This window comes from Candidatus Tisiphia endosymbiont of Temnostethus pusillus (genome assembly GCF_964264675.1).
Lineage (GTDB): Bacteria > Pseudomonadota > Alphaproteobacteria > Rickettsiales > Rickettsiaceae > Tisiphia.
The window spans coordinates 508,775-531,088 of record NZ_OZ183472.1; the positions used below are offsets into that span (position 1 = coordinate 508,775).

At 35.0% G+C, this 22,314-nt stretch carries 18 protein-coding genes, 1 tRNA gene and 1 pseudogene; 14 read left to right on the forward strand and 6 right to left on the reverse strand.

Annotated features, from left to right (window positions below; translation table 11 throughout):
* Positions 1-237: 237 nt before the first annotated feature.
* From ACFEL2_RS02490 to ACFEL2_RS02550, 12 genes and pseudogenes are all read left to right on the forward strand, one after another.
* A complete protein-coding gene (locus tag ACFEL2_RS02490; RefSeq protein WP_375332051.1) occupies positions 238-1,764 on the forward strand; it encodes a hypothetical protein in 1,527 nt (508 codons plus the stop codon).
* Positions 1,757-3,337 carry a portal protein gene (locus ACFEL2_RS02495; RefSeq protein ID WP_375332166.1) on the forward strand — a complete coding sequence of 527 codons (1,581 nt, stop codon included), beginning with the start codon at positions 1,757-1,759 and terminating at the stop codon, positions 3,335-3,337. The genes ACFEL2_RS02490 and ACFEL2_RS02495 overlap by 8 nt, the downstream gene beginning before the upstream one ends.
* Before the next feature lie 7 nt (positions 3,338-3,344).
* Complete coding sequence (locus tag ACFEL2_RS02500; RefSeq protein ID WP_375332167.1) at positions 3,345-3,617, forward strand: hypothetical protein; 273 nt, start codon at positions 3,345-3,347, stop codon at positions 3,615-3,617.
* A gap of 1 nt (position 3,618) precedes the next feature.
* A complete protein-coding gene (locus ACFEL2_RS02505) occupies positions 3,619-4,485 on the forward strand; it encodes an Rpn family recombination-promoting nuclease/putative transposase (protein ID WP_341751149.1) in 867 nt (288 codons plus the stop codon).
* Positions 4,486-4,489: 4 nt separating this feature from the next.
* A complete protein-coding gene (locus ACFEL2_RS02510) occupies positions 4,490-5,281 on the forward strand; it encodes a hypothetical protein (protein ID WP_375332168.1) in 792 nt (263 codons plus the stop codon).
* Positions 5,282-5,624: 343 nt separating this feature from the next.
* Positions 5,625-7,055: a phage capsid protein gene (locus ACFEL2_RS02520; RefSeq protein WP_375332170.1), complete on the forward strand. Its 1,431-nt coding sequence runs from the start codon at positions 5,625-5,627 to the stop codon at positions 7,053-7,055.
* A 30-nt stretch (positions 7,056-7,085) separates the two neighbouring features.
* Positions 7,086-7,646, forward strand: a complete 561-nt coding sequence (locus tag ACFEL2_RS02525; RefSeq protein ID WP_375332057.1) for a hypothetical protein — start codon at positions 7,086-7,088, stop codon at positions 7,644-7,646.
* A 7-nt stretch (positions 7,647-7,653) separates the two neighbouring features.
* Positions 7,654-11,259, forward strand: a complete 3,606-nt coding sequence (locus tag ACFEL2_RS02530) for a hypothetical protein (RefSeq protein WP_375332171.1) — start codon at positions 7,654-7,656, stop codon at positions 11,257-11,259.
* A 133-nt stretch (positions 11,260-11,392) separates the two neighbouring features.
* Positions 11,393-12,265: a hypothetical protein gene (locus ACFEL2_RS02535; RefSeq protein WP_375332172.1), complete on the forward strand. Its 873-nt coding sequence runs from the start codon at positions 11,393-11,395 to the stop codon at positions 12,263-12,265.
* A gap of 98 nt (positions 12,266-12,363) precedes the next feature.
* Positions 12,364-13,113: an IS3 family transposase gene (locus tag ACFEL2_RS02540; protein ID WP_375331964.1), complete on the forward strand. Its 750-nt coding sequence runs from the start codon at positions 12,364-12,366 to the stop codon at positions 13,111-13,113.
* A 498-nt stretch (positions 13,114-13,611) separates the two neighbouring features.
* Positions 13,612-14,874 (forward strand): group II intron reverse transcriptase/maturase, encoded by a 1,263-nt coding sequence (gene ltrA / locus ACFEL2_RS02545; RefSeq protein ID WP_375331612.1) that lies wholly within the window; start codon positions 13,612-13,614, stop codon positions 14,872-14,874.
* 64 nt (positions 14,875-14,938) lie between these two features.
* A pseudogene (locus ACFEL2_RS02550) lies at positions 14,939-15,406 on the forward strand (IS3 family transposase); the annotation flags it as partial.
* 583 nt (positions 15,407-15,989) lie between these two features.
* Here the strand turns inward: ACFEL2_RS02550 and ACFEL2_RS02555 are convergent.
* The 3 genes from ACFEL2_RS02555 to ACFEL2_RS02565 form a co-directional block, all read right to left on the reverse strand.
* Positions 15,990-16,844, reverse strand: coding sequence for an Rpn family recombination-promoting nuclease/putative transposase (locus tag ACFEL2_RS02555; RefSeq protein ID WP_341751140.1), 855 nt, complete (start codon positions 16,842-16,844; stop codon positions 15,990-15,992).
* 165 nt (positions 16,845-17,009) lie between these two features.
* Positions 17,010-17,438 carry an IS630 family transposase gene (locus ACFEL2_RS02560; RefSeq protein WP_375332364.1) on the reverse strand — a complete coding sequence of 143 codons (429 nt, stop codon included), beginning with the start codon at positions 17,436-17,438 and terminating at the stop codon, positions 17,010-17,012.
* A 15-nt stretch (positions 17,439-17,453) separates the two neighbouring features.
* The gene (locus tag ACFEL2_RS02565; RefSeq protein WP_375332173.1) at positions 17,454-17,576 is read right to left on the reverse strand and encodes a hypothetical protein; all 123 of its coding nucleotides are present in this window, start codon (positions 17,574-17,576) and stop codon (positions 17,454-17,456) included.
* A 114-nt stretch (positions 17,577-17,690) separates the two neighbouring features.
* On the opposite strand from ACFEL2_RS02565, the gene ACFEL2_RS02570 reads away from it, so the two are divergent.
* The gene (locus ACFEL2_RS02570; RefSeq protein WP_375332174.1) at positions 17,691-18,152 is read left to right on the forward strand and encodes a hypothetical protein; all 462 of its coding nucleotides are present in this window, start codon (positions 17,691-17,693) and stop codon (positions 18,150-18,152) included.
* Here the strand turns inward: ACFEL2_RS02570 and ACFEL2_RS02575 are convergent.
* The 3 genes from ACFEL2_RS02575 to ACFEL2_RS02585 form a co-directional block, all read right to left on the reverse strand.
* Positions 18,123-18,199, reverse strand: a tRNA-Arg gene (locus tag ACFEL2_RS02575). The two genes, ACFEL2_RS02570 and ACFEL2_RS02575, sit on opposite strands and share 30 nt — an antisense overlap.
* A 443-nt stretch (positions 18,200-18,642) precedes the next feature.
* Positions 18,643-19,806: a lipid-A-disaccharide synthase gene (gene lpxB / locus ACFEL2_RS02580; protein ID WP_375332175.1), complete on the reverse strand. Its 1,164-nt coding sequence runs from the start codon at positions 19,804-19,806 to the stop codon at positions 18,643-18,645.
* Positions 19,807-20,062: 256 nt separating this feature from the next.
* Entirely contained in the window at positions 20,063-21,637 is a 1,575-nt protein-coding gene (locus tag ACFEL2_RS02585; RefSeq protein WP_375332176.1) for a phosphoethanolamine transferase, read from the reverse strand.
* A gap of 39 nt (positions 21,638-21,676) precedes the next feature.
* On the opposite strand from ACFEL2_RS02585, the gene ruvX reads away from it, so the two are divergent.
* Positions 21,677-22,150, forward strand: a complete 474-nt coding sequence (gene ruvX / locus ACFEL2_RS02590) for a Holliday junction resolvase RuvX (protein ID WP_341751135.1) — start codon at positions 21,677-21,679, stop codon at positions 22,148-22,150.
* Positions 22,151-22,314: the final 164 nt, after the last annotated feature.

Here is a 22,314-nt window from a genome sequence, read left to right on the forward strand (position 1 = left end):
TTCTGAGAGGGGCTGAAGCTGCAATGCTTCAGTCTACTCACCCCGAAAGCTTTTGTTATATGGCGATGGATGTAAAAACTGGTAATGAGCAACAACAATCGCAATATAATATATTACAATATCGTAAAGTAATGAATGATTACAATGCGTTGGAAAGATGATGGAGCAGAAGAAGCAAGAATTGATGATGCAATAATAGATAATGGTAATTAATAAATAATTAAGGCAAAGTAATATATGTGGCCAATATTAGGTTTACTAGGACTTAGTGCTTTAGCAGTTGGTGCATCTAGGAACAGGTACATTACTGGAGCTGATACATCAAGACAGAAGCACCTCTATAATGAGTCACGAGATCGTTATAGTAGTTATGCGAGTGAAGCACAAAATACTATCAATAATTTGTCGCAGCAATTGCAACAAGCTCAGCAGGACTTACACTCTCTAGAGGAGCAACAGTATCAAGCTAGCATGAGAAGCTATGATATGCAACACCAACTAGATTATCATACTCGACAATATGAGAGTGGCTTAAGAAATATAGAATCACAAAGAGCTAGTTTGGTCACATCAGCTGATCAGCTAAAACAAGCTTTTGCAGCATTTACACAAAAAGCTCCTGCTCTTGATGCAAAGATAAGCGAGGTAGAGCAATTACCGGGTCAGTTCCAAAACCTGTATGATCAAGTAGTCCAGCGAAAAGAAAGCTTGAAAGGTTTAACCGAAGAGGAAGCCGGTAGCCATATTAATAAATATAAGCAAGATGTTGAATTGTTAAAAAATCAACGTAGTGAAACAGAAAGCAAAATACGCCATTCGATGGATAGCATCACCAAAGAGCATCAACAGCTAACAAGGGAGAAAGCTAATCTTGAACATCAGCTTACTAACTATCAATCACAGCAAAATCGATTGTCGCAGGATACTAGTAACTTTGATAATGCTAGACAACAATTGCTCAGCATGATTGAACAATGCAAACAAGAACAGAATAGACAAGAGCAAATCACTGCTAACTATACAAGGCAGCGGTCGCATGCTGAAGGGTTGCAAAACCAGTTAAGAAGTTATGGGGAAGCTGCTCAAAGCCAGTTAGATGCTTATAGCAGGGATTTAGACTGGCGAGCTGGTAAGTATCAAAAATCTGCAAGAGATACTGGGCTAGCACAAGGATTGGGGCTAACAGCTTTAACTTTTGGACTTGGGGCAGGCTTAGGAGCGATTGGTGTTAAGGGTTCAATACTTGCTGGGATAGGTTCGGGAATCAAAATGTTATCACCGCTTGTTGGTATTGGTCATTATATGAACAAATCCGATATTAGTCGTAAACTTGCTGGTTTTGACAGAATTAATCTTAACAACAATGATCCGAGTATAGGTGCTGATTTGTCACGAATAGCAAGATACGGTCCATCAGGATTAGAAAAAAGAGCCATACCTGAGCTTGGTGGTCTAAAACAAGCTTTGGAACATTTTGGCATGAGGTCAGTGCCACGATTAAAAGATTTGCCGCCATTACACGAATCTCTTGGCAAGATCGTGTCGCTTAAGGATATTGAGGGGTTAACCCTTGGTTTGCCTAGTATGACGGCAGCTAGTGGTAAAAAGTATAACTATGAGGTGTTATATGACAATGAGTTTATTAAGAAACTCAAGAAAGTGTCAAAGAAGTTGGGCGAGCCTTATTTAAACACAAACTCAACCATAAATCCAAACGCAACACGTAGTAATTACAACACAAATATGGTGACATCTTATGGCTGATAATGATTTAAACAAAAAAATTGAATATTTTGATAATCTCAAGAGCAAGCGGGAGAAATGGCATCATATATGGGATGAGTTGAAGAAATATGTTTGTCCACAAACGGAGAGTAATAAGGTAATATTTGACTCAACTTCTATTTGGTCAAGGGAGCAATTAGCATCAGGTTTACAGAGCTTGCTGGTAAACCCAGCAATGAACTGGTTTAACCTTACTATAGTCGCTGAAAATGATGAGCAACAGCAATATTTAACCACCGCCGAACGCAACATGCTAGCCCAAATGCTAGAAAAAACCCTAATGGATATATTCAATAATCCAGCTTCTAATTTTTATAGTCAGATTCATCAATTTTTCTTGAATTTATCAGCTTTTGGCACTGCGATATTCTATGTTGAAGAAGATTTAGAATTAGCACAAACTCTGTTCTTTCGTAATATTAATTTACAGGAATGTTATTTTGAAGAGAACAAGTTTGGTTTTGTTAATACAATGTACCGACTATTTAGCATGCCAATTAAAACCGCGTCAGCTAAATGGTCAGATTTTGCCCCTTTCAAGGAGAGGTTAGCCCGGAATCCTGATGAAATAGTAGAAATATTGCACATAGTTAGCCCGCAAGCTCAAAATCAGAAAAGTAGAGGCAGAAAATCAACGGCAGCCAGTCCTTCAACATCTAGCTCATCAACATTAGATTATAGCTCAGAATATATCTACCTAGCTGAGCAAAAAATTATTAGTCAGTCAGGTTATTCTTATTTCCCATTTTTTGTCACGCGATGGGTAAAAGAAGAAGGTGAAGTATATGGCTACGCTCCTGCTCATCATGTGCTACCTGATATTAAACTACTCAATAGTTTAAGACAAATTACCCTAAAAGTAGCACAGAAACAGCTAGACCCACCATTATTAGTGCCAAAAGATGGATATTACTTACCGCTATATACTACGCCGGGCAGTGTTAATTTTTACCGTAATGGTATGGCAGATAAAATAATACCCCTAACTGGTATGGAGAATATCCTACCGACTGAAATCGAGCAGAATCAATGCCGCGATGCTATATTTAAGGCATTCTATGTTGATATTTTTAGAATGCAGAAAGAAAACAAAGAAATGACTGCCACTGAGGTACAAATTAGAACAGAAGAACAATACCGTTTAATGTCCCCGATGGTTGGAAGAATTGAGAGTGAGTTGTTAAATCCGTTAATCATGGCAATATATCAAACATTGATTAAATATAACAGAGTACCAATCTTAGAGGGAGCAAATAGCCCGCCTGAGATAAAGCTTGAATATGTGTCACCATTATCAAGGGTACAGAAAACATCAGCAATATCCAGCGTTGAACAGGTATTAGGTTTTTTCCAAAGAAGTGGTATAAGTAACTTTTTTCCTGAGATTTATGATAATATTAACTGGGATGAGTGTTTTAAACTATTTTTTGAACTACGAGAAGCCCCAAACTCAATCCTCAAGAGTGAACAAGAAGTACTACAGCTTAGACAACAACGTAAGATGATGCAAATGCAACAATTACAACAGCAACAACAACAGATACAAGGGTAAGGAGTACATGAAACTATCAATTAACTCCTCATCCCCATCAAATTTACTAACAAAAGAGCAATTAAAATCAATTTATTGCAAGCTTTTTAGTGGAGAAGATGGTAAAATAATATTAGAGGATTTAGCTCAAATGAGTGGCATATATCGCAGCAATTTTGTTCGGCAAGAAAGTGAGTACACTGCCTTTCTAGAAGGACATCGGGCGTTGTTCCTATATATATGCTCGCAGGCTTCAGAAGATGATGGAGTTGATAATATTGAAGGAAAAGGGAGTAATTGATATGGAAAAATATTTAGATCCAACAAATGATAGTTTGTTTAAGAAAATCTTCCGTAATAAGGAGAATTTAAAAGAATTTCTTAATAGTGTTCTTGATTTATCTGAAATGTACAGAATTAAGGAAATTGAATTTATTCCAGTAGAAGAATTAGCAGGGATTCATAAGGGTAGGAGAAGTGTATTTGATTTAAAAGTTAAGGATGAATCAGGAAACTGGTACATTATCGAAATGCAGAAAAAAAATGAAACCGATTATCTAAAAAGAGTACAATATTATTCTGCCCATTCATATGTTGGGCAACTTACAGAAGGTTTAACTCACTTGGATTTATTGCCAGTAATAGTTATTTCATTGATAAAAAATAGAATATTTGACAAAAAAGTGCCTTATATAAGTATTCATAAAAATATTGAGACTACTACTAATAAACAATATTTATTTGACCTCTCTTATGTATTCATAGAGCTTGGAAAATTTAAAAAAACACAATTAGCGAGTGTTGCTGATGAGTGGTTACATCTATTCAAATGTGCAACACAAGAGACAGAACCACCTAAAGATATTAAGAGCAGTAAGGTATTAGATGCTTACCATATGATTGAACGGTATAAGCTTACCCCAGCAGAATATGACTTATATATTAGAACCAAATTGCAGGAAGATGCAGAAGAACTTGCTCTAGCAGAAAATTTTAATCAAGGCAAAGCTGAAGGCAAAGCTGAAGGTATTGAAGAAAAAGCTATAGTTGTGGCAAAAGAAATGTTAATTGATAATGAGCCAATAGAAAAAATAGCTAAATATACAAAACTAACTATTGAAAAAATAGAACAGTTAAAAAAAGAAATAGAAGAGTTAAAAGAAGAGTAAGCCGATGAGCAAAGAAGGAACTGCTAATAACTATGAAATTAACCCTACTTCCTCTGCTAGCGATTGGCTAGCTAACATGCCTGAGGACATCCGCAAAGCTGAGTCATTGAGTAAATTTAAAGATGTTTCATCTTTGGCACAGAGCTATTTGGAAGCAGAGAAGAGCTTGAATCAACGAGTTGCTGTGCCAAAGGATGACAGCTCTGATGAAGAGTGGCATAAATTTTATTCTAGGATGGGGCTGCCTGAGGATAAGAAATATACTGATAAACGAAGTAAAGAAGATGAAGAATATCTAGCTCGCTATGAAGACATGTTTTACCAAAGCGGATTATCTAAAAGGCAAGGTGAGAAGCTGCTTAATTCTCTGTATGGTTTTTCGCAGGATTTACAGAAACAGCAAAAAAATGCTATCGAGCAAACACGTCACTCTCACATTGGTTGGTTGAAAAACACTTATGGTGAAGGTTTTGACAGTAAGATGACAGTGATGCAGGCAGCCTTGTCTAAGTTTGGTACTAAAGAACTGGCTGAATTAATTGAAGATTCCAATTACTCGCCAGCCTTAGTAGATTTGTTAGTTAGGGTTGGTGAAACCTTAAAATCCGATTCGTTGGTAACTGGTAAAGAGCTACCTGCAATTAATAGCCGGGAAGCTGCATTGTCAGAGATAGAAAAACTTGATTCTGACCCTGAGTTTATGGTAAAATTAAGGACTAAAGAGCATACGGGACATGATCAAGCTGTTAAACGTATGCAACAACTATATAAAATTGCTTATGATAAAGAACAATAGACTTCTTACAAAACTCTACTTCTGCTGGTAATTTGTACGTCGATGCGGTACTCGAATCCTCACGTACTTTAGTACGCTGCGGTTCTGTGTTCCGCGTCTCCTTCAAATTCCTCAGCATAAGCGACTTTTGTAAGAAGTCTGAAAAAATAACGTAACCAACCAATCATTAAAGTCATGATGTGACAACTCATTTTAAGGCTGCAACTTCGCAATAACCTATCATAAAAGAGCCACTAATAGCATATATACCCGAAAGGTCGTCAACTGCATAGCGGACAACGACTACATTTTAGTATAAATGATATCGCACTTTAAATATTGATAGATTATTTGAGGAGGAAAAATGGAACAAATAACCGATAGCCTTAAAGAACAATTTGCCAAAAATATCAGCCTAGTTATTCAACAAGAAGGTTCTAAATTACGAAAATGCGTTACTAATGGCACGCAAGATACTGAGGTAATTAGCTTTGAGTCAATGACTACCCATGAGGTGGAGAGTAGAACTAGACACCCAATTGACCCTGATAATCATTTGCATGGGCATTATGCTGATGCTAGACACCCTGCTAGGCTAGAACAAATAGAATTTAAAATACCAACTATTTCAAGACGCTTTTTGACTGCTTCTGCCTATCATTGGAATGCTACCATGGATAGGAATGATAAGCTAAACCTATTAACCGACCCCACCTCACATTTTCCTAAAATGGCAGGCTGGGCAATGGGTAGACAACAAGATCGGGTAATTATTAGTGCTTTTGCCAGTCCAGTCAGAGCAGGACGGACAGGTAATAATGTTATTAACTTTGACGTCGCTAATAATGTTGTACCAGTAGGAATTAGGGTTACTGCTGCTAATTTAACCTTAAATGCTCAAGCTGCAGTTGCTGACAACAGAGGTATCATTGACTCGAAAAGAGCCGGACTAACTGTTGATAAACTAATAAAAGCTCATCATATCTTAAAAAAACGCTCCTTTGGTATGTATGATAAATTATACTTACTATGTTCAAGCAATCAAATCTCAGACTTACTACGCGATCCACAAATTACCAATTATGACTATAATAACGTTAGAGCTTTAGTAAGTGGTGAAGTTAATAGCTTCTTAGGCTTTACTTTTATTACTAGTGAGATGTTGGGTGGTATATTTGATAATACTGGGGATGCGGTTCAATCTAGATATGCTGTGAAGGATTGCTATGCCTTTAATGAAGGAGCTATAAGATTTAACACGGTCAGTGGCTCTAACAAGAAGGGTATTGAAGAGCTGGTACAATACCACTATGCCAAAGTATTATATTATAGTGAAGCCTTTGGGGCTAGCCGTGATAATGAACAAGCAGTAGTAGTAATTAAATGTTTAGAGAATTATGACCGAACCAGCCATAATGGCTTACTGTGGCGAGCAGTAGGCAATCGTCCTCACCAAAGAGGAATACATAGCATAACAATGCCATGGCAGATGTTTGGTAATCAGTGTCGTAATATTGATGATAGTGCGAATATCAATGAAAATGATTTAGCAGTAATAGCCAACAATAACTTAGCTACTACTAAAAAGCCACAAGTAGTAGTAATGAGAAGAGCAGGTGATGTTGTTGCTGCTGGTGTTGACGTTGGTGTTGGTGGTGTTGGCATTGCTGGTGTTGATGTTGCTATTGGTGATGATATTGGTATTGGTGGCGTTGATGTTGCTATTGGTGATGATGTTGCTATTGTTGAGGATGATAACTTTGGTGTTGTTGAGAGTGAGTATGAGGATGCATAGTTACAAAATTTATTCAATAATGTAACTACCGTGAAATATGAGATTATCAAGAAGGCAGTAGTGCTACTTGGCTCAAATGTTGGTATTAGTAGCATTGGTGGTGGTAGAGTATCAAAAACTGAGGAATTGTGTGAGGAGTTTGTTAATCCTGCCATTGAAGATACTGTGCTAATGGTTAAATGGTCATTTGCCTTACGGAGAGTCGATAATATCGAAGGTAATAGACAAAACTTTACCGAAGTGCCGGACATTAATGATTGTATTAAATGTGCGGTAATAGTGCCATCTAATCTACAATTTTATACGGAAGCAGGTAAGATTTACTTCAAAGGTGGTAAACTTACCTCGCTTTTTTACTACAGCAGAAAGATTGTTGATAATTTACTAAATAACGATACGGCTATTTGGCAACAAGTGCCAAGCAGCTTTAAGTTATTAGCGGCTTTATCGTTAGCCTCACAAGTATCATTTGCTATGTATTCCGATAGTGTGTTTACTGATGGACTAAAGAAACAATATTTGATCAAATTAGAAGAAACAAGAAGGATTTACGCGGTTGATTATAATCTGATTAATTCCGGCGAAGTGTAAATATTCTATGCAACAAGAACAATTTGTTTACTCGCAAAAAAATAACTTCTCAGGTGGTGAGCTAACCCCAACTATTGAGGGAAGAACAGAGCTGGCTTTGTATCAGAACGGCGTTAAGAAGCTGATCAACTTCATGTTGTTACCCTCAGGGGGCATTATGCGAAGACATGGTACGCAGTTTGTTCATTTGTTCAGTGACAATGTACCAAGGAAAATGGCAGCTGTGATGTTCTCAAGGAAATTATCCTACTTGCTGGTTTTTGAATCGCATCAGCTAGAAACTCGTTGCTTATTCTTTGTTGGTGGTGAATTGTTGTTAACTAGTAAAGTTATACAGGATGAAGGGCAAAATTTTCATTTTCGTCCTAAGGATTTTTCTTATGTAGTGTTTCAAGGAATTGCTTATATTTCATTTGGTGATAAGAGACCAATTTTTAAATTCTCCATTGATCCGCAAATTGTCGAGCAATTTTACCAACATATTGAAACGGAGGCAAGAAAGAGACAGGTAGAATATGGTGAAAGAGCTGAGATAGCGTCCAGTAGCAGCTATGAGCTAGCCAGCAATTTCCCTAACAAAGATAAGATGTTTATCATTGAACCACTAAAATGCCAAGTTAACTATTTTTCGACAGGACGAAGTGACCAAAGAGAACGCTTAATACAAAAACCTTTTAATGAAGTAATCTACGGAGCAGAGGTAGACAAAATTAATGATGAGCTAAAAGCTATTCACCAACGAGCAGCTAACCTATCAACTGGGCAAAGCAATATCTACCAAGCCACGTCGGAGAAATTATATTGTACTTCAGTGGTTACTTTTGAAAACCGATTATGGTGCTTTGGGGTTAATAAAAATATTCATTCAATTTGGGCAAGCTATAAAGGAGATTTTAGTGATTTTAGGATGGCATATAGAACTTTACTAGAGGCTCGTAATCCTTTAACTGCTTTTTCAGCTACTTTCTCTTCCGCGACTTTTGATAATGTCCTATGGTCAGTGCCTTTTGCCGATGAATTATTATTAGGTACTAGTGATGGCATTTATTTAGTCAAAGAAGGAGATCGAGCTAAGGGAGAGTTTGTTAAAATCCATAAAGAGATTGAGTTACCGATATCACCACTGAAACCAGTAGTAATCGGTAAGACTATCTTTTTTGTTGAAGGTAATGGTTGTAAAATCAATAGTTTGTATTATTCACAAGAAAAAGGCGGTTTTCAGATATCAGACATCACTGCCTATGCTGAGCATATATTTGCTGGTGGTATTAGGCAAATTGTCGGCTGTAATAGTCCATTTTCAATGATAGTAGCAGTGCTAAAAAATGGCTCTTTTGCTAGTTTTATCTATTCGCATGATTTAAAAATTATGGGCTGGTCACAACATTGGCTAGGTGGCAACGGTCAAGTATTAGGCGTCACGCCAATCTATGCGGAAAGTGCCGACATGTTATATTTGCATGTTCGGAGAAGTGATGATACTGCGACAAGCAGCAAGGAATATCTAGAAGTGCTGCAAACTCGTTATTTTTCTGCTAAGCATTTTGTTACCGATAAAGCAGTTTATGCTGATTGTCATGTGAATATTCAACAGCCCGGAGAGAATGCCGCCTACCGAACAATCATACAGGCATTAAAAGACGATAGTGCTTATGAGTTTAGAGGCGATATAACCAAGCTAGAGCATATTGTACAAGCTCAAGCAGAAACTATTTTGAGACTTAAGCTCGATAATGTTGGTAATTGTTTTAAATACAAAAATAGGCTAGTTGCTAATTATGATGAACATAGAGCTGAGATAGAGAATTTTTTACAAAAATATTATCAAAATTATTTGCCTAAGATTATGAATATTTTGGCGGTATCTTTTGCCTATCATCGAATATTCTCGCGTATTTATGCAGAGTTAGACAATCTGTTTTTAAATAATCCTGAAAGCTTTGTGACAATCGAGCAATTATTATATGATGGGGAGCGACTTGGTGGTGATATTATTGAACTCGTGAAGCTACTAAACGAAATAGATGTGCCGGATATTTTAAGAGATGGTGGTTTGATGGAATATCTGCCTAATAGTGCTTTTTCCTTTCGTCCAACTATTTGTGTACAAATAAAGAAGCTAAATACCGAACTAATTAGGTTCATTGCTGGTACGGTGCAAGATATTATGGCAACTGCTAAGCAAAATATTGATCTGCAATTTGAAATAAGTAGAGAAATACAAGAGATGCGACTAGCGGTTAGTCACCTCAATAAGAAAATATTGCTATATTATGCCGAGCAGGATAGTGATAAAAAATCCGGACTGCTAGTTAATTTAGAAAAGTTTTTTGCCAAAACTGCAGTAGATTTTTACCCAGAATTGCTATATATCGCTCATCCGGAACTGACTAAATATATATTTGGTGAGCAAACCAAACAACTAATTGACCAGCAAATTATTGGATTTAATCAACATACTAGTAAGCAACAAATAAATGATAAATTATCAGCTATTACTAATCAATTAATCGATAAATTACAACAAATACATAATGATAACAAGATTTATGAGCTGACCAATTCAAAAAGACGAGAAGAAATAGTTGATTGTCTAAGAAATATCATACTCGATAAACCATTAAGTAAAGATGTTAGGGAATATATTTTGTCTAATGATTTCAGTCAAACTATCGATGAAATTGTAGATGAAGTAACAAACAGAATTGCCCCGATAATGGAAAGAGATCGTAAGTCCTCATTATCGTCTTCTAGGGCATCGATATATAGCGAAGAAGGTTATACTGAGCCATTAGCGGATAGAATATTTGAGCAAATGCAAGAACTCAAAGAAGGGCTAGCTTATTTGCAGCGTAACATTATTGAGTATTGTCAGTTAATTATGCCGAGTTTTCATCCGGTTTTACTGAAAGATATCCTTGAAGATGAGAAGAGCATAAAATTAGAGAAATATTTACTATTATCAAAAAGATATTTTCCAGTTTTTAAAAAACTATTTCCTGATATTGGTGGTTATGAATTAAGTAGTATAGCCCGTAACTGCTTGCCATCATTTCAGCAAATAAATATTGCAACTATATTGCCAATTTTTCAGAAAATTGTCGTATCTATTATTGGTGACGAAGAATTACATGATTTACGAATTATCGATAATGAACTGATTAAGCTAAAACAGCCAGTAAGACATTTGTCGGTAGGTTTTCCTTATTCTTCGATATTACAAACTTTTCCTCTGATATTCCCGGATGAAGTAGAACACGCTCCGAAAAAAGATGCGGAACTTGGATTAAAACTCTTTAATAGTAAAGGTGGTTATATTGAAGAAAGGCTTGATAATGGGCAAATAGACAGGCAACATATCAATAGTAGATATGTAGATAGTGATGCGTTGATTAGATTGGTTAATGATAAAAAATATTTAACATCAACAGCCACTAAAGAAGTATGTGATTTATTTGCCACTCCTTACCAATCAGGCTGGGTGAATTTTATTATGCACGGAGAAATTAAAACTGATATTGATGTGACTTTTAAGGTCGATAAGCCTTATCCAGTTAGTATATTAAAAATCTATGCTAAGGCAAAGATTTTACCAAATTACAAGGGTAATTGATGAAATGTAACCTTGATAGGTAACCATTAAATTACCTGATAAAAGAATTTTGTAAATCTATTGAATATAGTAAGAAAATGTAATATCTTCCCTTTAAGAATACTTTTTTAACAAAGAAATATAGAGGGTATATATGAAGTCAAGAACAAGTTCTGAGCCACTATCAAGCATAACTTCTGTAAAAAACGCAATAAAACCTGAGCTAACAAGTTTATTTAGTAGATATAACGAAGCGTTAACAAAGCTTGATAGTATCATAAATACGAGTAGTGGATCGGGATCGCATTTACTACGATCTGATGCAGAGTATGTAGGAGCAACAAAAAGAGTATTTGAAGCTATAAAAAAAGGAACAGAATGTGAACATGTGGAAATGAAAGGACACGGGACTCACTTAAATCAGCAGTCTGATCCTTATGAAATGCTGCATGTCACATTTTGTGGTAAACAAGGTAAGCATTTTATGGAAATGTTGGATCATTACTGTGCTAGTAACGTAGAATTAAAATACACATTAACTACTTTTGTACGTGAATTAAATACAACATTAAAGCCTTTTGTGTCAGAATTACATAAATGCAAAGTTTCTCATACAGTAAATGGCTTAGATATAGAGTTTGCTTCTTATTCGGTGGCACATAATATGAAGAAGTACTATGCAATAAAGGCTGGGGAAAAGGATCAATTAAAGGTTATATTTGATAATAAAATGGACCCACTAGAATTACAAGGAGATCATATTATAGTACGTCATAGTCAAAAAATTGGTGATGTTGGTGTTTTTAAAGGTGGGGATGGAGAGGTAGCTGTTTCTTTGCATAATACAAAAGAAAGAGATGCTTTGAAGCATTTATTTGATGGTAGTAACCTAGTACGTACATATAGTAATCCAAAAGCGTTGTATTTTAGCACCAAAAATTTTAACCCTAGTTTGTGTTATGATGAGTATGATAAGAGCGTTGAGTTTATCGGTCATACAGAAGTATGTGGTGGTTTAGAATTATGAATTCAGTGAATTATAATGGACTGAAGAAAATGGACAAGAAAATAGAGTAAAAAGTTTCCTAATTAAGATAAAATAATAAGAAAAAATTAGGAGGAAAAATGACAAAAGAAAAAGCAAGAGTTTTTAGTGCTGAAGAAAAAACTAGGATAGTATTAGAAGTGCTGAAAGAAGAGAGTCCATTATCAGTGATAGCATCAAAATATGAGATAAACTCCAAGACAATTAGTAATTGGAAGAAACAATTTATATCAAATGCAGCATTGGCTTTTGAACCAGCAAAACTGGTAAGTAAATATCAGGAACAAATTAATATGCTGAAAGAACAAAATGATGAATTAGCGAAAACGCTTGGAAAAACAATAGTAGAGAGAGATTGGGCTGTGGGAAAGCTACAAAGCTTGGACTTATCAAATAGAAAAGAACTTGTCGATTCCAAGCTAGCAATGTTACCAAAGACAAGGCAATATGAATTATTAAAGATTAATCGTTCTTCAATGTACTATAAAGCAAAACCATTTAGTGGGTATAACTTAAATATTTTAAATAAAATAGATGAAATATATACTGATAATCCTGAATTTGGTTATCGTTATATCCATAGACAATTATTAGAAGATGGCTTGTTTATTGGTAAGGATCGGGTTCTAAAATATATGAACATGATTGGCATAGAGGCTATTTATCCAAAGAGGAAAAAGTTAACATCTGGAAAAGATAAACAGCATAAAATTTATAGTTATTTGCTTGATAAATATTGGACTAATCTAGGTACAACTAGGACTGTACACGTACCTAACGCTAACGAGGTTTGGAGCGGAGATATCAGTGTGCCGTGCCAAGCGGCTTGAGAGATGAAGGTAGGTCCTTCGCAGTCGATTTACAGGAATAGGCTGCAAACCACTGCATGCGGCAATTGTTTAAGGGCATTGTCGTGAGCGATGCAGAAAAGGCATCCTTGAGGTGTCAGGTATAGACTTAAGAAGACGAACAACAGTGAACCACCGTTCAAGTGTCGAAAGTGCTTCAGATGATGTCAAAACCAAGGAGGTGATGTTGCTTTGGGATAAATTTAGCGGGAACCTGTTTACTGGCTAGGTGGCATCCGGCATAGAGGTGGCGTGAGCTTAAGTCAAGGCTTTCAAGCTGAACACGGGAACCTGTGCAACGATGTTAAAGGAAAGGTACAAGCGGAAATAAAACCGTGAGGCTGATAGTACTGATGCGTATACACAGGGGCGGACAGACATGTAGTAATGATGAAGTTGCTGTAATGGCAATGGAGTGAAGGTGTCTGACCATTTTAGCTGTTCATCACAGTGTCAACTAAATTTATTTAGGAGGAGCTTATGAAGACAGTAAAGCCTTTTGAAATTTCTAAGCAATATGTATGGCAAGCATACCAATGTGTTAAGAATAATAAAGGTGCAGCAGGAGTTGAACAACAAACTATGGAAGAATTTGAGCGAAACCTAAAAGATAATTTGTATAAGATATGGAATCGTATGTCCTCAGGCAGCTATTTTCCTCCTGCAGTAAAAGCTGTGCCTATTCCAAAGAAATCAGGTGGAGAACGAATCCTTGGGATTCCAACTATTTCGGATAGAATAGCACAAACTGTAGTGAAGATGGTACTTGAGCCATTAGTTGAGCCCATATTTGACGAAGATTCATATGGTTATCGCCCAAAGAAATCTGCACATGATGCCATAGCAGTTACAAGAGCAAGATGCTGGAAATATGACTTTGTTGTTGAATTTGATATCAAAGGTTTGTTTGATAATATCGATCACAAACTATTAATGAAAGCATTGGAGAAACATTGTAAGTGCAAATGGGTACTACTTTACGTACAAAGGTGGCTTAAAGCACCATTGCAAGATAAAGATGGAAATATTATTATGCGCGATAAGGGAACACCTCAAGGAGGAGTGATAAGTCCAATATTAGCAAATTTATTTTTACATTATGTATTTGATGCATGGGTAAGAAGAGAAATGCCAAGTGTAGCATTTTGTCGTTATGCTGATGATGGTTTACTCCATTGTCAGAGTCAAGAACAGGCAGAATATGTGTTACAAGTTATTAGACAACGATTCCAGGAATGTGGCCTTACGATACATCCTGATAAGTCGGGTATTATATATTGTAAGGACAATAATCGTCGTGATGAATATGAACGAATCAGCTTTGACTTTCTCGGATATAGTTTTAGACCAAGAAGATGTGTAAACAAACAAGGCATGGTTCATCCAAATTTCTTACCTGCGATAAGTAATAACTCTAAGAAAGCAATCATACAAACCATAAGGAGTTGGCACATTCAGCTTAAGAATGACAAGTCCTTATCTGAACTTTCGGAAATGTTTAAAGCTGAGTTAAGAGGTTGGTATAACTATTATGGGCAGTTTTATCCATCGGCAATGCACAACATATGGAAGCACCTGAATTGGTATTTGGAGCGGTGGGTTAGAAGAAAATATAAGAAACTTGCATGGCATAAAAGACGTGCAAGAGAATATCTAAATAGATTAGCAAATCTTAATCCTGAAGCTTTTATACATTGGAAATTAGGAATATATCCAAAGGCTAAAATGGTGGGAGCGGTGTGAGCTGAGAGGTTCACGCACCGTTCTGAGAGGGGCTGAAGCTGCAATGCTTCAGTCTACTCACCCTTATGTTCGAACTAATTCGGGATTTATGTACATGGCGGCAATTATAGATTGGCATAGTAGAGCTGTGTTGAGTTATAAATTGTCAAATAGTATGGATGTAAGTTTGGTAACTGAAGTATTGCGGGATGCACTTAACAAATATCCTGCACCGCAGATATTTAATAGTGATCAGGGCAGTCAATATACTAGTCATGAACACATTGAAATTTTACAAGAGCATAACATTAAAGTTTCGATGAATGGTAAAGGAAGAAGTATTGATAATATAATAATGGAGAGATTTTTCCGAACTTTAAAATATAATTGTATATTTATTAATGATTTTAAAGATGTTAAAGAGCTAAAGCGTGGTATTGATGATTACATCAATCACTATAATTATAGAAGATTTCATTCAAGTATTGGTTACAAAAAGCCCATGAATGTCTATCTAAATTCTATGCAAAATTATGAACAAATTGCAGCTTGAAAAATGCAAAAATGGGAAACAAAATTATTATTTTTTTTGTCTTGATTTTTCAGTCCAGTATCTGATAAATACAAAGGTAATTTGCTTACTCTTATAACTGACCAATTTCAGACTATAACTTTTAATCATTTTGCCAACTCTTCAGGTTAATTGAGTATACTCAGGTAGAACTTCAAGAATTGGCGTTCCCGCGACCAAAGATCGAAGCTGCCTAGTTACTCATGTACGCTACGCTGCCCGACTTTGCTACTGCCTAGCTCTTCTTGAAGTTATACTATCGCCTACCAACTCTTCATTTACGAGCAGTATATAGTTATTATCAACTCTTCTGCCAAAAAAACCTACAAATTAATTGTAAATTGACAAGTAATAAAATTTTCTATACTATTAAATATTTAGTCTAATTAACCGGAGGAAATACCATGAGTATCATGCTTCTAACCGAAATGTTGCTAAAAGTATTGGTGGACTCTAGTGGATGATTTACGAACCCAAATCGATGTAAGAATTGCTATAAATCAGCATCTATATTATAATACCAGTACACAACCCTAAAACTTCCAATAACCATATGGCTAATATACTATTTTAGTAGTTTGTTGATTTCTTCAATACTTAAACTAGTAATATTAGCTATATGCTCAGATGTCATATTTTCTTTAAGTAATTTTCTAGCTATAGCTATTCTTTCTTCCACTCTACCTTTTTCTAGTTGTTTTTTCAGAGTATTAGCTTCGATACGCAGCCATTTAAGATGATCTTCATAAGCCTCCCTTTCTTCGTCAGTAAAGTTCATAACACCTAGCACTGTTAGAGCTTTTTTTAAGCTGGCATTGTCTAATTCTTTAGGCAAATTATCTTTGTTCAGTAGATCGTGTCTTGTTAGAAAAGCTGTCCACATATCTAAAGAGTTTTTTACTTTAGCTACGATGTCAGGTAATTCTTCTTGAGAATTCTTAGTAAACTTATTGAGTTCGATAGTGTGTAATTCGAGATCCTTGAAATACACCAATCCACTATCTTTTTCAACTATATGAAAAACATTATGATATTTATCAACACTTGGAATAGAAGTGAAGTTTAGAATATGAATACCAATAGCTTTAGATAAAAGAGAGTAGTCCTCAGCAATTTTTAATTGCTCAGTATACAATTTAGCCCAATAATATAAAGCTCGCTTATCATAATCAGCTTCGTCGCTAATTTGAATTTCAATATTAAACCTTTTGCCATCAACAGATTTGGCTTTAATGTCTAATATTGAGAGTTTATCCTTCTTAAAGTTTTTAGGATTATATGGATTAAGCAGCGTTATCTCTGCCACTTGATCCACTTGTCCAACGATAGAATTAATCAAGGATATCAGCAAGTCCTTATTCTCTTCTACACCAAAGATTTTCTTAAATGCCAAATCGACTCGAGGAGTTATTTTATCCATATATGCTATTAGGTAGTTATCAATTATAAAGCTAGTATAGCACAGAAATTATAAAGCACTAAGTAATATAATGTGAAAAATATAATGCAGAAACTAATAGCATATCCATGAAAACTCAATGCACGCTACGCTATAAATGCATTGAGTTTCCATGGATATACTCAATTAACCTGAAGAGTTGGCAAAATGATTAAAAGTTATAGTCTGAAATTGGTCAGTTATAAGAGTAAGCAAATTACCTTTGTATTTATCAATATTAGCAAAAAATCTATCTATAGCTTCTGAGAATTGAGCAAAATTATGGTAAAATTTATTATTTGTTACAATTCTATGCATAAATTTCCATAATCGTTCAATCGGATTAAGATTAGGGCTATAGGAAGGTAAAAATACTAATTCTATTTTGCTATTTACTAGATACTCCTTTACTTTCTTTGACTTATAATACCCAGCATTATCACAAATCAAATATATCTTCTCTTTATTAGGATTTTCTGCTTCTAATTTTTGTAAAAAATTGATTATATAATCACCGCTTACTTTAGGATTATCTGTGCTAACTAATTGCAAATCAGATAAATTAATTGCTCCTATTAAATGCTTCCTTTTCTAGCCACTAAATGTTGGTAAAGTTTTATTTTGATTCTTTCTGATCCAACCATAACAGGCTTTTGTTTGATACTGAGGATGAACGCTATCCATAAAATATATAGCTTCTTCACTTAACAGCAATGCTTCTGCTATTTCTCCATAGCTCTAAACTTTATCATACAGCAAAACTGCCTTAATTCGGTCACATACTCTCCTATCTCGTTCATTACCATGACGTGACTTCAGTGCCGTTCTTTGTTCAGAATTGCTTATATTAAAAGCTCGGCAAAAATAGAGCAAGGTTTTCATAAAATGCGTATAGGAGAGCTACATACTGAGCATACTAAGATCAAAACTCGTATGGATAGGTTAACTGATTTATTTTTAGATGGTGATATTAGCAAGGAATATCATGAAGAAAAACGTCAGAGATTAATACAAAAACGTGAAGATATCGTGAGAGAAATAGAAAACCATAATTATGCTGATGATAAATTTTCAGAATGCTTGGTTAACCTAGTAGAACTGGCTTCCGGAGCGTTAGAAACCTTTAAAGGTTCGACTACGGAAGGAAAACGTAAATTGATGAATTTAGTATTTGCGAACCTAGAATTAAAAGACGGAAAGCTAGACTTTATGCTACGTCCACCATTTGACGCATTCGTAAAATGCACTGAAATCGGAGAATGGCACACCCTAGAGGATTCGAACCTCTGACCTACGGATTAGAAATCCGTTGCTCTATCCAGCTGAGCTAAGGGTGCGTATACTCAAATGATTTGGAGAATTACGACAATAAATAAACAAGGGATGAGCGAACGCAAGCAGTACATAAAGTACGTGAGTACGCGAAATTCCTGCAAGTATTCGCAAAAGCCAATTCTTCAAAGCAGAAGAGTATATATACAAAGATGTTTGTTTTATATCAGCTAAGGTGATCTTTTTCAAGTGCAAAAAATAATAACTTTTCTTCTAATAGACTTGCTGCATAAATCAAAGATAGTTGAGGGATTTTTAGGAGAAACGAAGCCGAGCACCGCAGCGTACACAGACGTACGTGAGGAGCGGAGGCGAGTTTCGACGACAAAATCACCAACTAGATTGACTTATGCGGTAAGTCTAATATAACTGGTTCTTGTATCTAATAGTCAACTTCATCGTTATTTTTGTTCTCGAGTTCTTACAAACTTGATATTTATTATATATATCAGTTTAAACATTCTGACTTTATAATATGCGCTGCTACGTTTGAAGGAGAGCTAGGACTTTTAAAACCTAATTCTATTAAAATCTTCCTGCTTTCTTTCACTTGCTGTGCTGCTTTTTTCCTGTCAACTAATAGTGATGTAAGCTTATCTGCTATATTTGATTTAGTACAGTTAAACTGGATAAATTCTGGTAATATCTCTTTATTAGCAATAATATTAATCAAAGAAATATAAGGTATTTTTATTAGTAACTTTATTAATAAAAAGCTTAAGATATTTAATTTATAAGCAACAATCATTGGAGTATTACAAGCGGCAATTTCTAAGGTATTAGTGCCAGATTTTGCTAGAGCAAGGGTAGCTACAGCAAAAATCTTAAGTCTATCACTTGAGAAATGGTAGTTAAATGCTGCATCTGATAAAAATGGTTCAATTAAAGATTTATGACTAGACTCAGCCGTGACAAATATCACTTCAAGATTAGGGAATTTTTTTGCTAGTAGATTGATCGCCGCCGTGAATACCGGGGCATGTCTTGTTATTTCACCTTTGCGGCTACCACAAGTGACACATAACACTTCTGAATGAACAGGTATTTGTAATTCTCGCTTTAATAGCTCTTTATCTTTATCATCATAAAAATACTGCTCTAATATTGGATGACCAATATACCGACAATCTAGACCTACCTTCTGAAAGTACGGTGGCTCGAATGGCAGTAAAGCCAACAAATGATCATAAATTTTAGCGTATTTCATAGCCCGAGAAGGTTTGTATGCCCAAACGGATGGTGCTACAATGTGAATAATCTTTAAATTGGGTCTAGCTGCTCGAATCTTCTTTGCTACTCTATAAGTAAAGCCTGGCGAGTCTATGGTAATTAACAAATCTGGGGCATGCTGAATTATATCAGCAATAGTACGCTTGATTAGCTTAGTGATCTTAAAAATATGTGGTATAATTTCGACGAAACCCATAAGATTTATTTGACTAATCGGGAAAAGGCTATGCTCTAACCCCGCTTCTTCCATCTTGCTTCCTCCTACACCAACGAACTCTAATTGTATCTCCTCCAGCTTATAGAGATCTTTTAGGCTTTGCATCAAATGACTCCCTATAAAATCTCCCGAGATTTCACCAGCAATTAGATAAATTTTAGCCATTTAACCTCTGCTTACTACATAACGCGAATTCGGGATAAGAATTTGTCAATTCTTATCCCAAATTCGGTGAAATTATCGAAACAATCAGATTTGAGACGGCTCTGCATCTGATTGTTAAATTAATATTTTGCTAAAAACATGATTTTAATCTTTTAAAATCATGTTTTTAGCTTTAGAAAGGTTTAAAATGCATTTGCAAAACCGCTTTAAGAATGCATTTTTCCTTATATTAAAGCCAATTCGGGATAAGAATTAGTTAATTCTTATCCCGAATTGGGGTACATAGGCTTAAATTTTTGTCAATCACAGCAGAATGAATGCCAACACAATCAAGGATCGAATGAAATACATAGTCATGACTAATTTCAGTGCCTAAATGATTGGCTATAGAACTTACCAAATCAGGATGTCTTTTTTTAAATTCATCCGATATCCAAACTAGAAAAGGCACTGTGGTTTGTTCTGGGATCATAGGTCCACCGTGACCGTAATAACCATGTTCTCCCAAAGATTCTGCATGATCAGAAACATATATTAGGATAGCGTTACTATTTTTTAATAGATCTATTACATTATACAAAAAAAAATCTGTATATAAAATGGTGTTATCGTAATCATTAATCAACTCTTCAATATCACAACTGCTCTGATCTACCTTAGTAATGGAATTACACTTAGGAGTAAATTTTTGAAATTCTTTAGGATATCTAGCAGAATATTTCCAATGACTACCAGCTGTGTGGATAACTAAAAGATTTCTAGTAGTAGAATTTACAATATTATTTTCAATATGAGGTAACATTTTTCCATCGTGATCAAGCCTCCTTAATAAAATAGAACCACCAGATATCATAGTAAACCTAACTTCATCATAAATTGTAATTGGGTTTTTACTTCTTAAGTATCCTACTATATTCTGAGTGCCAATCCAATTAGTGTTAAAACCAAGCATGGTAAAAATTGACAAAAAACTCGTTTCTTCTGTACTTTTGTCTAAGCTACTCGCAGGATGGCGAGATAGAAGAGATGGAACAGAAAGATGTGTGTGATTGGAAGCAGACTGTGCTTTAAATGAAAAAAGATTTTCAACAGAACTTAAATATGGCGTAGTGTCCCTGTGATAACCATTAATACCAAAATGATCAAATCGTGCTGATTCTCCTATTACAAGTACCACTGTAATATTTTGATCCGATTGATCAATGAAAGAAAACTTCTTACTTATATCATCACGCATTGCACTTCTTTTGCTATTTAAAGATAAATATGTGTTATGTAAATATTGGATAGGAAAATAACCCCTTAGCAAATTAAACTGCGGCATAATAATATTATTAATGGTAATTAAAAGACAAATTGCCGCTAGTAATTTTGTAACAAATAGTTTACTATCTAAAATAGAGAAATGCTTCATCGTATAAATACAAGTAGCTATGCTAAAAATTAGCCAAACAATTAGCCTAATACTAACTATCTCATATACTTCATTGAAGTCAGTAGAGAAAAAGCTACCCATCATCTCTTTTGTAGGAGAAATTTTGAAAAGATATAGATAATAGCTGGCAATTGCTCCCGTTATAAATAAAAATATTGCTCCTATTATAAAAACAAGTCGATGGATAGTTAAACCAAAAAAAATGATAAAGCAAGTAAAGCAAATATAAATAGAGTCCTTACTTAACTCCAATATTGCTTTTAAAAAAGTGAATTTGTAGTAGCTGAACTTATAAACAATAACTGCTGAATTAAAAAGTAGACAATAAATAAAAGAGAACACCAAAGATAGTTTGATTAGTTTACTATCTAAATGTTTTTGGATTAGTTTTAACATATAAATAACGTGCTTTTGTATGATTGTAACTTAGGTATCATGATAACATCAACACTGCAAGAGTTTTTTCAACTTTTACAAGTTAATAGACCAATTATATCTGTTGATTATGGGACACGAAAAACAGGCATCGCTGTCTCAAATCAAGAACATACCATCGCTATGCCTATAAAAACTATATATGAGATAACAGAAGAAAATAAGATCAAATCAATATTAGACTTGATCACAACCTATTCTAGCTGTGGTGTTGTCGTAGGGCTACCGATTAGTATGAATGGTCAGGCTAGTGATCAAACTGCGATTGTATTAAAATTTAGCAAAAAGCTTAGCTTAGCCATAAATCTTCCTATATATCTACAAGATGAAAGACTTACTTCTCTTGCTGCCAATAGTTTATTAAAATCGCTAGGAATCAAAAGACGAGAACGTAACCAAAAAGATGATTCAATCGCAGCAAGTATGATTTTAGAAACTACTTTAGATTCTATTAAGAAACTCCACAGAACCTAAGTGTATCCTAGTGTAATAAAAATACATAGACGTCATATACTGTTCGTAAATGAAGAGTTGATAGACGATAGAATCAAAATCATGATAGTAGCAGGAATTACCAAATCGAGGTGCTAGGCATACATATTAGTACGTGAGTATCGCTAGAATCTTGGATAATGACA

Bases quoted from the DNA above. Each gene is read 5' to 3' on its own strand.
- lpxB (WP_375332175.1), bottom strand. From the start codon at position 19,806: ATGGCTAAAATTTATCTAATTGCTGGTGAAATCTCGGGAGATTTTATA.
- ACFEL2_RS02505 (WP_341751149.1), top strand. From the start codon at position 3,619: ATGGAAAAATATTTAGATCCAACAAATGATAGTTTGTTTAAGAAAATC.
- ACFEL2_RS02490 (WP_375332051.1), top strand. From the start codon at position 238: ATGTGGCCAATATTAGGTTTACTAGGACTTAGTGCTTTAGCAGTTGGT.
- ACFEL2_RS02535 (WP_375332172.1), top strand. From the start codon at position 11,393: ATGAAGTCAAGAACAAGTTCTGAGCCACTATCAAGCATAACTTCTGTA.
- ACFEL2_RS02585 (WP_375332176.1), bottom strand. From the start codon at position 21,637: ATGTTAAAACTAATCCAAAAACATTTAGATAGTAAACTAATCAAACTA.
- ACFEL2_RS02555 (WP_341751140.1), bottom strand. From the start codon at position 16,844: ATGGATAAAATAACTCCTCGAGTCGATTTGGCATTTAAGAAAATCTTT.
- ltrA (WP_375331612.1), top strand. From the start codon at position 13,612: ATGAAGACAGTAAAGCCTTTTGAAATTTCTAAGCAATATGTATGGCAA.
- ACFEL2_RS02500 (WP_375332167.1), top strand. From the start codon at position 3,345: ATGAAACTATCAATTAACTCCTCATCCCCATCAAATTTACTAACAAAA.
- ACFEL2_RS02495 (WP_375332166.1), top strand. From the start codon at position 1,757: ATGGCTGATAATGATTTAAACAAAAAAATTGAATATTTTGATAATCTC.
- ACFEL2_RS02530 (WP_375332171.1), top strand. From the start codon at position 7,654: ATGCAACAAGAACAATTTGTTTACTCGCAAAAAAATAACTTCTCAGGT.
- ruvX (WP_341751135.1), top strand. From the start codon at position 21,677: ATGATAACATCAACACTGCAAGAGTTTTTTCAACTTTTACAAGTTAAT.
- ACFEL2_RS02540 (WP_375331964.1), top strand. From the start codon at position 12,364: ATGACAAAAGAAAAAGCAAGAGTTTTTAGTGCTGAAGAAAAAACTAGG.
- ACFEL2_RS02520 (WP_375332170.1), top strand. From the start codon at position 5,625: ATGGAACAAATAACCGATAGCCTTAAAGAACAATTTGCCAAAAATATC.
- ACFEL2_RS02510 (WP_375332168.1), top strand. From the start codon at position 4,490: ATGAGCAAAGAAGGAACTGCTAATAACTATGAAATTAACCCTACTTCC.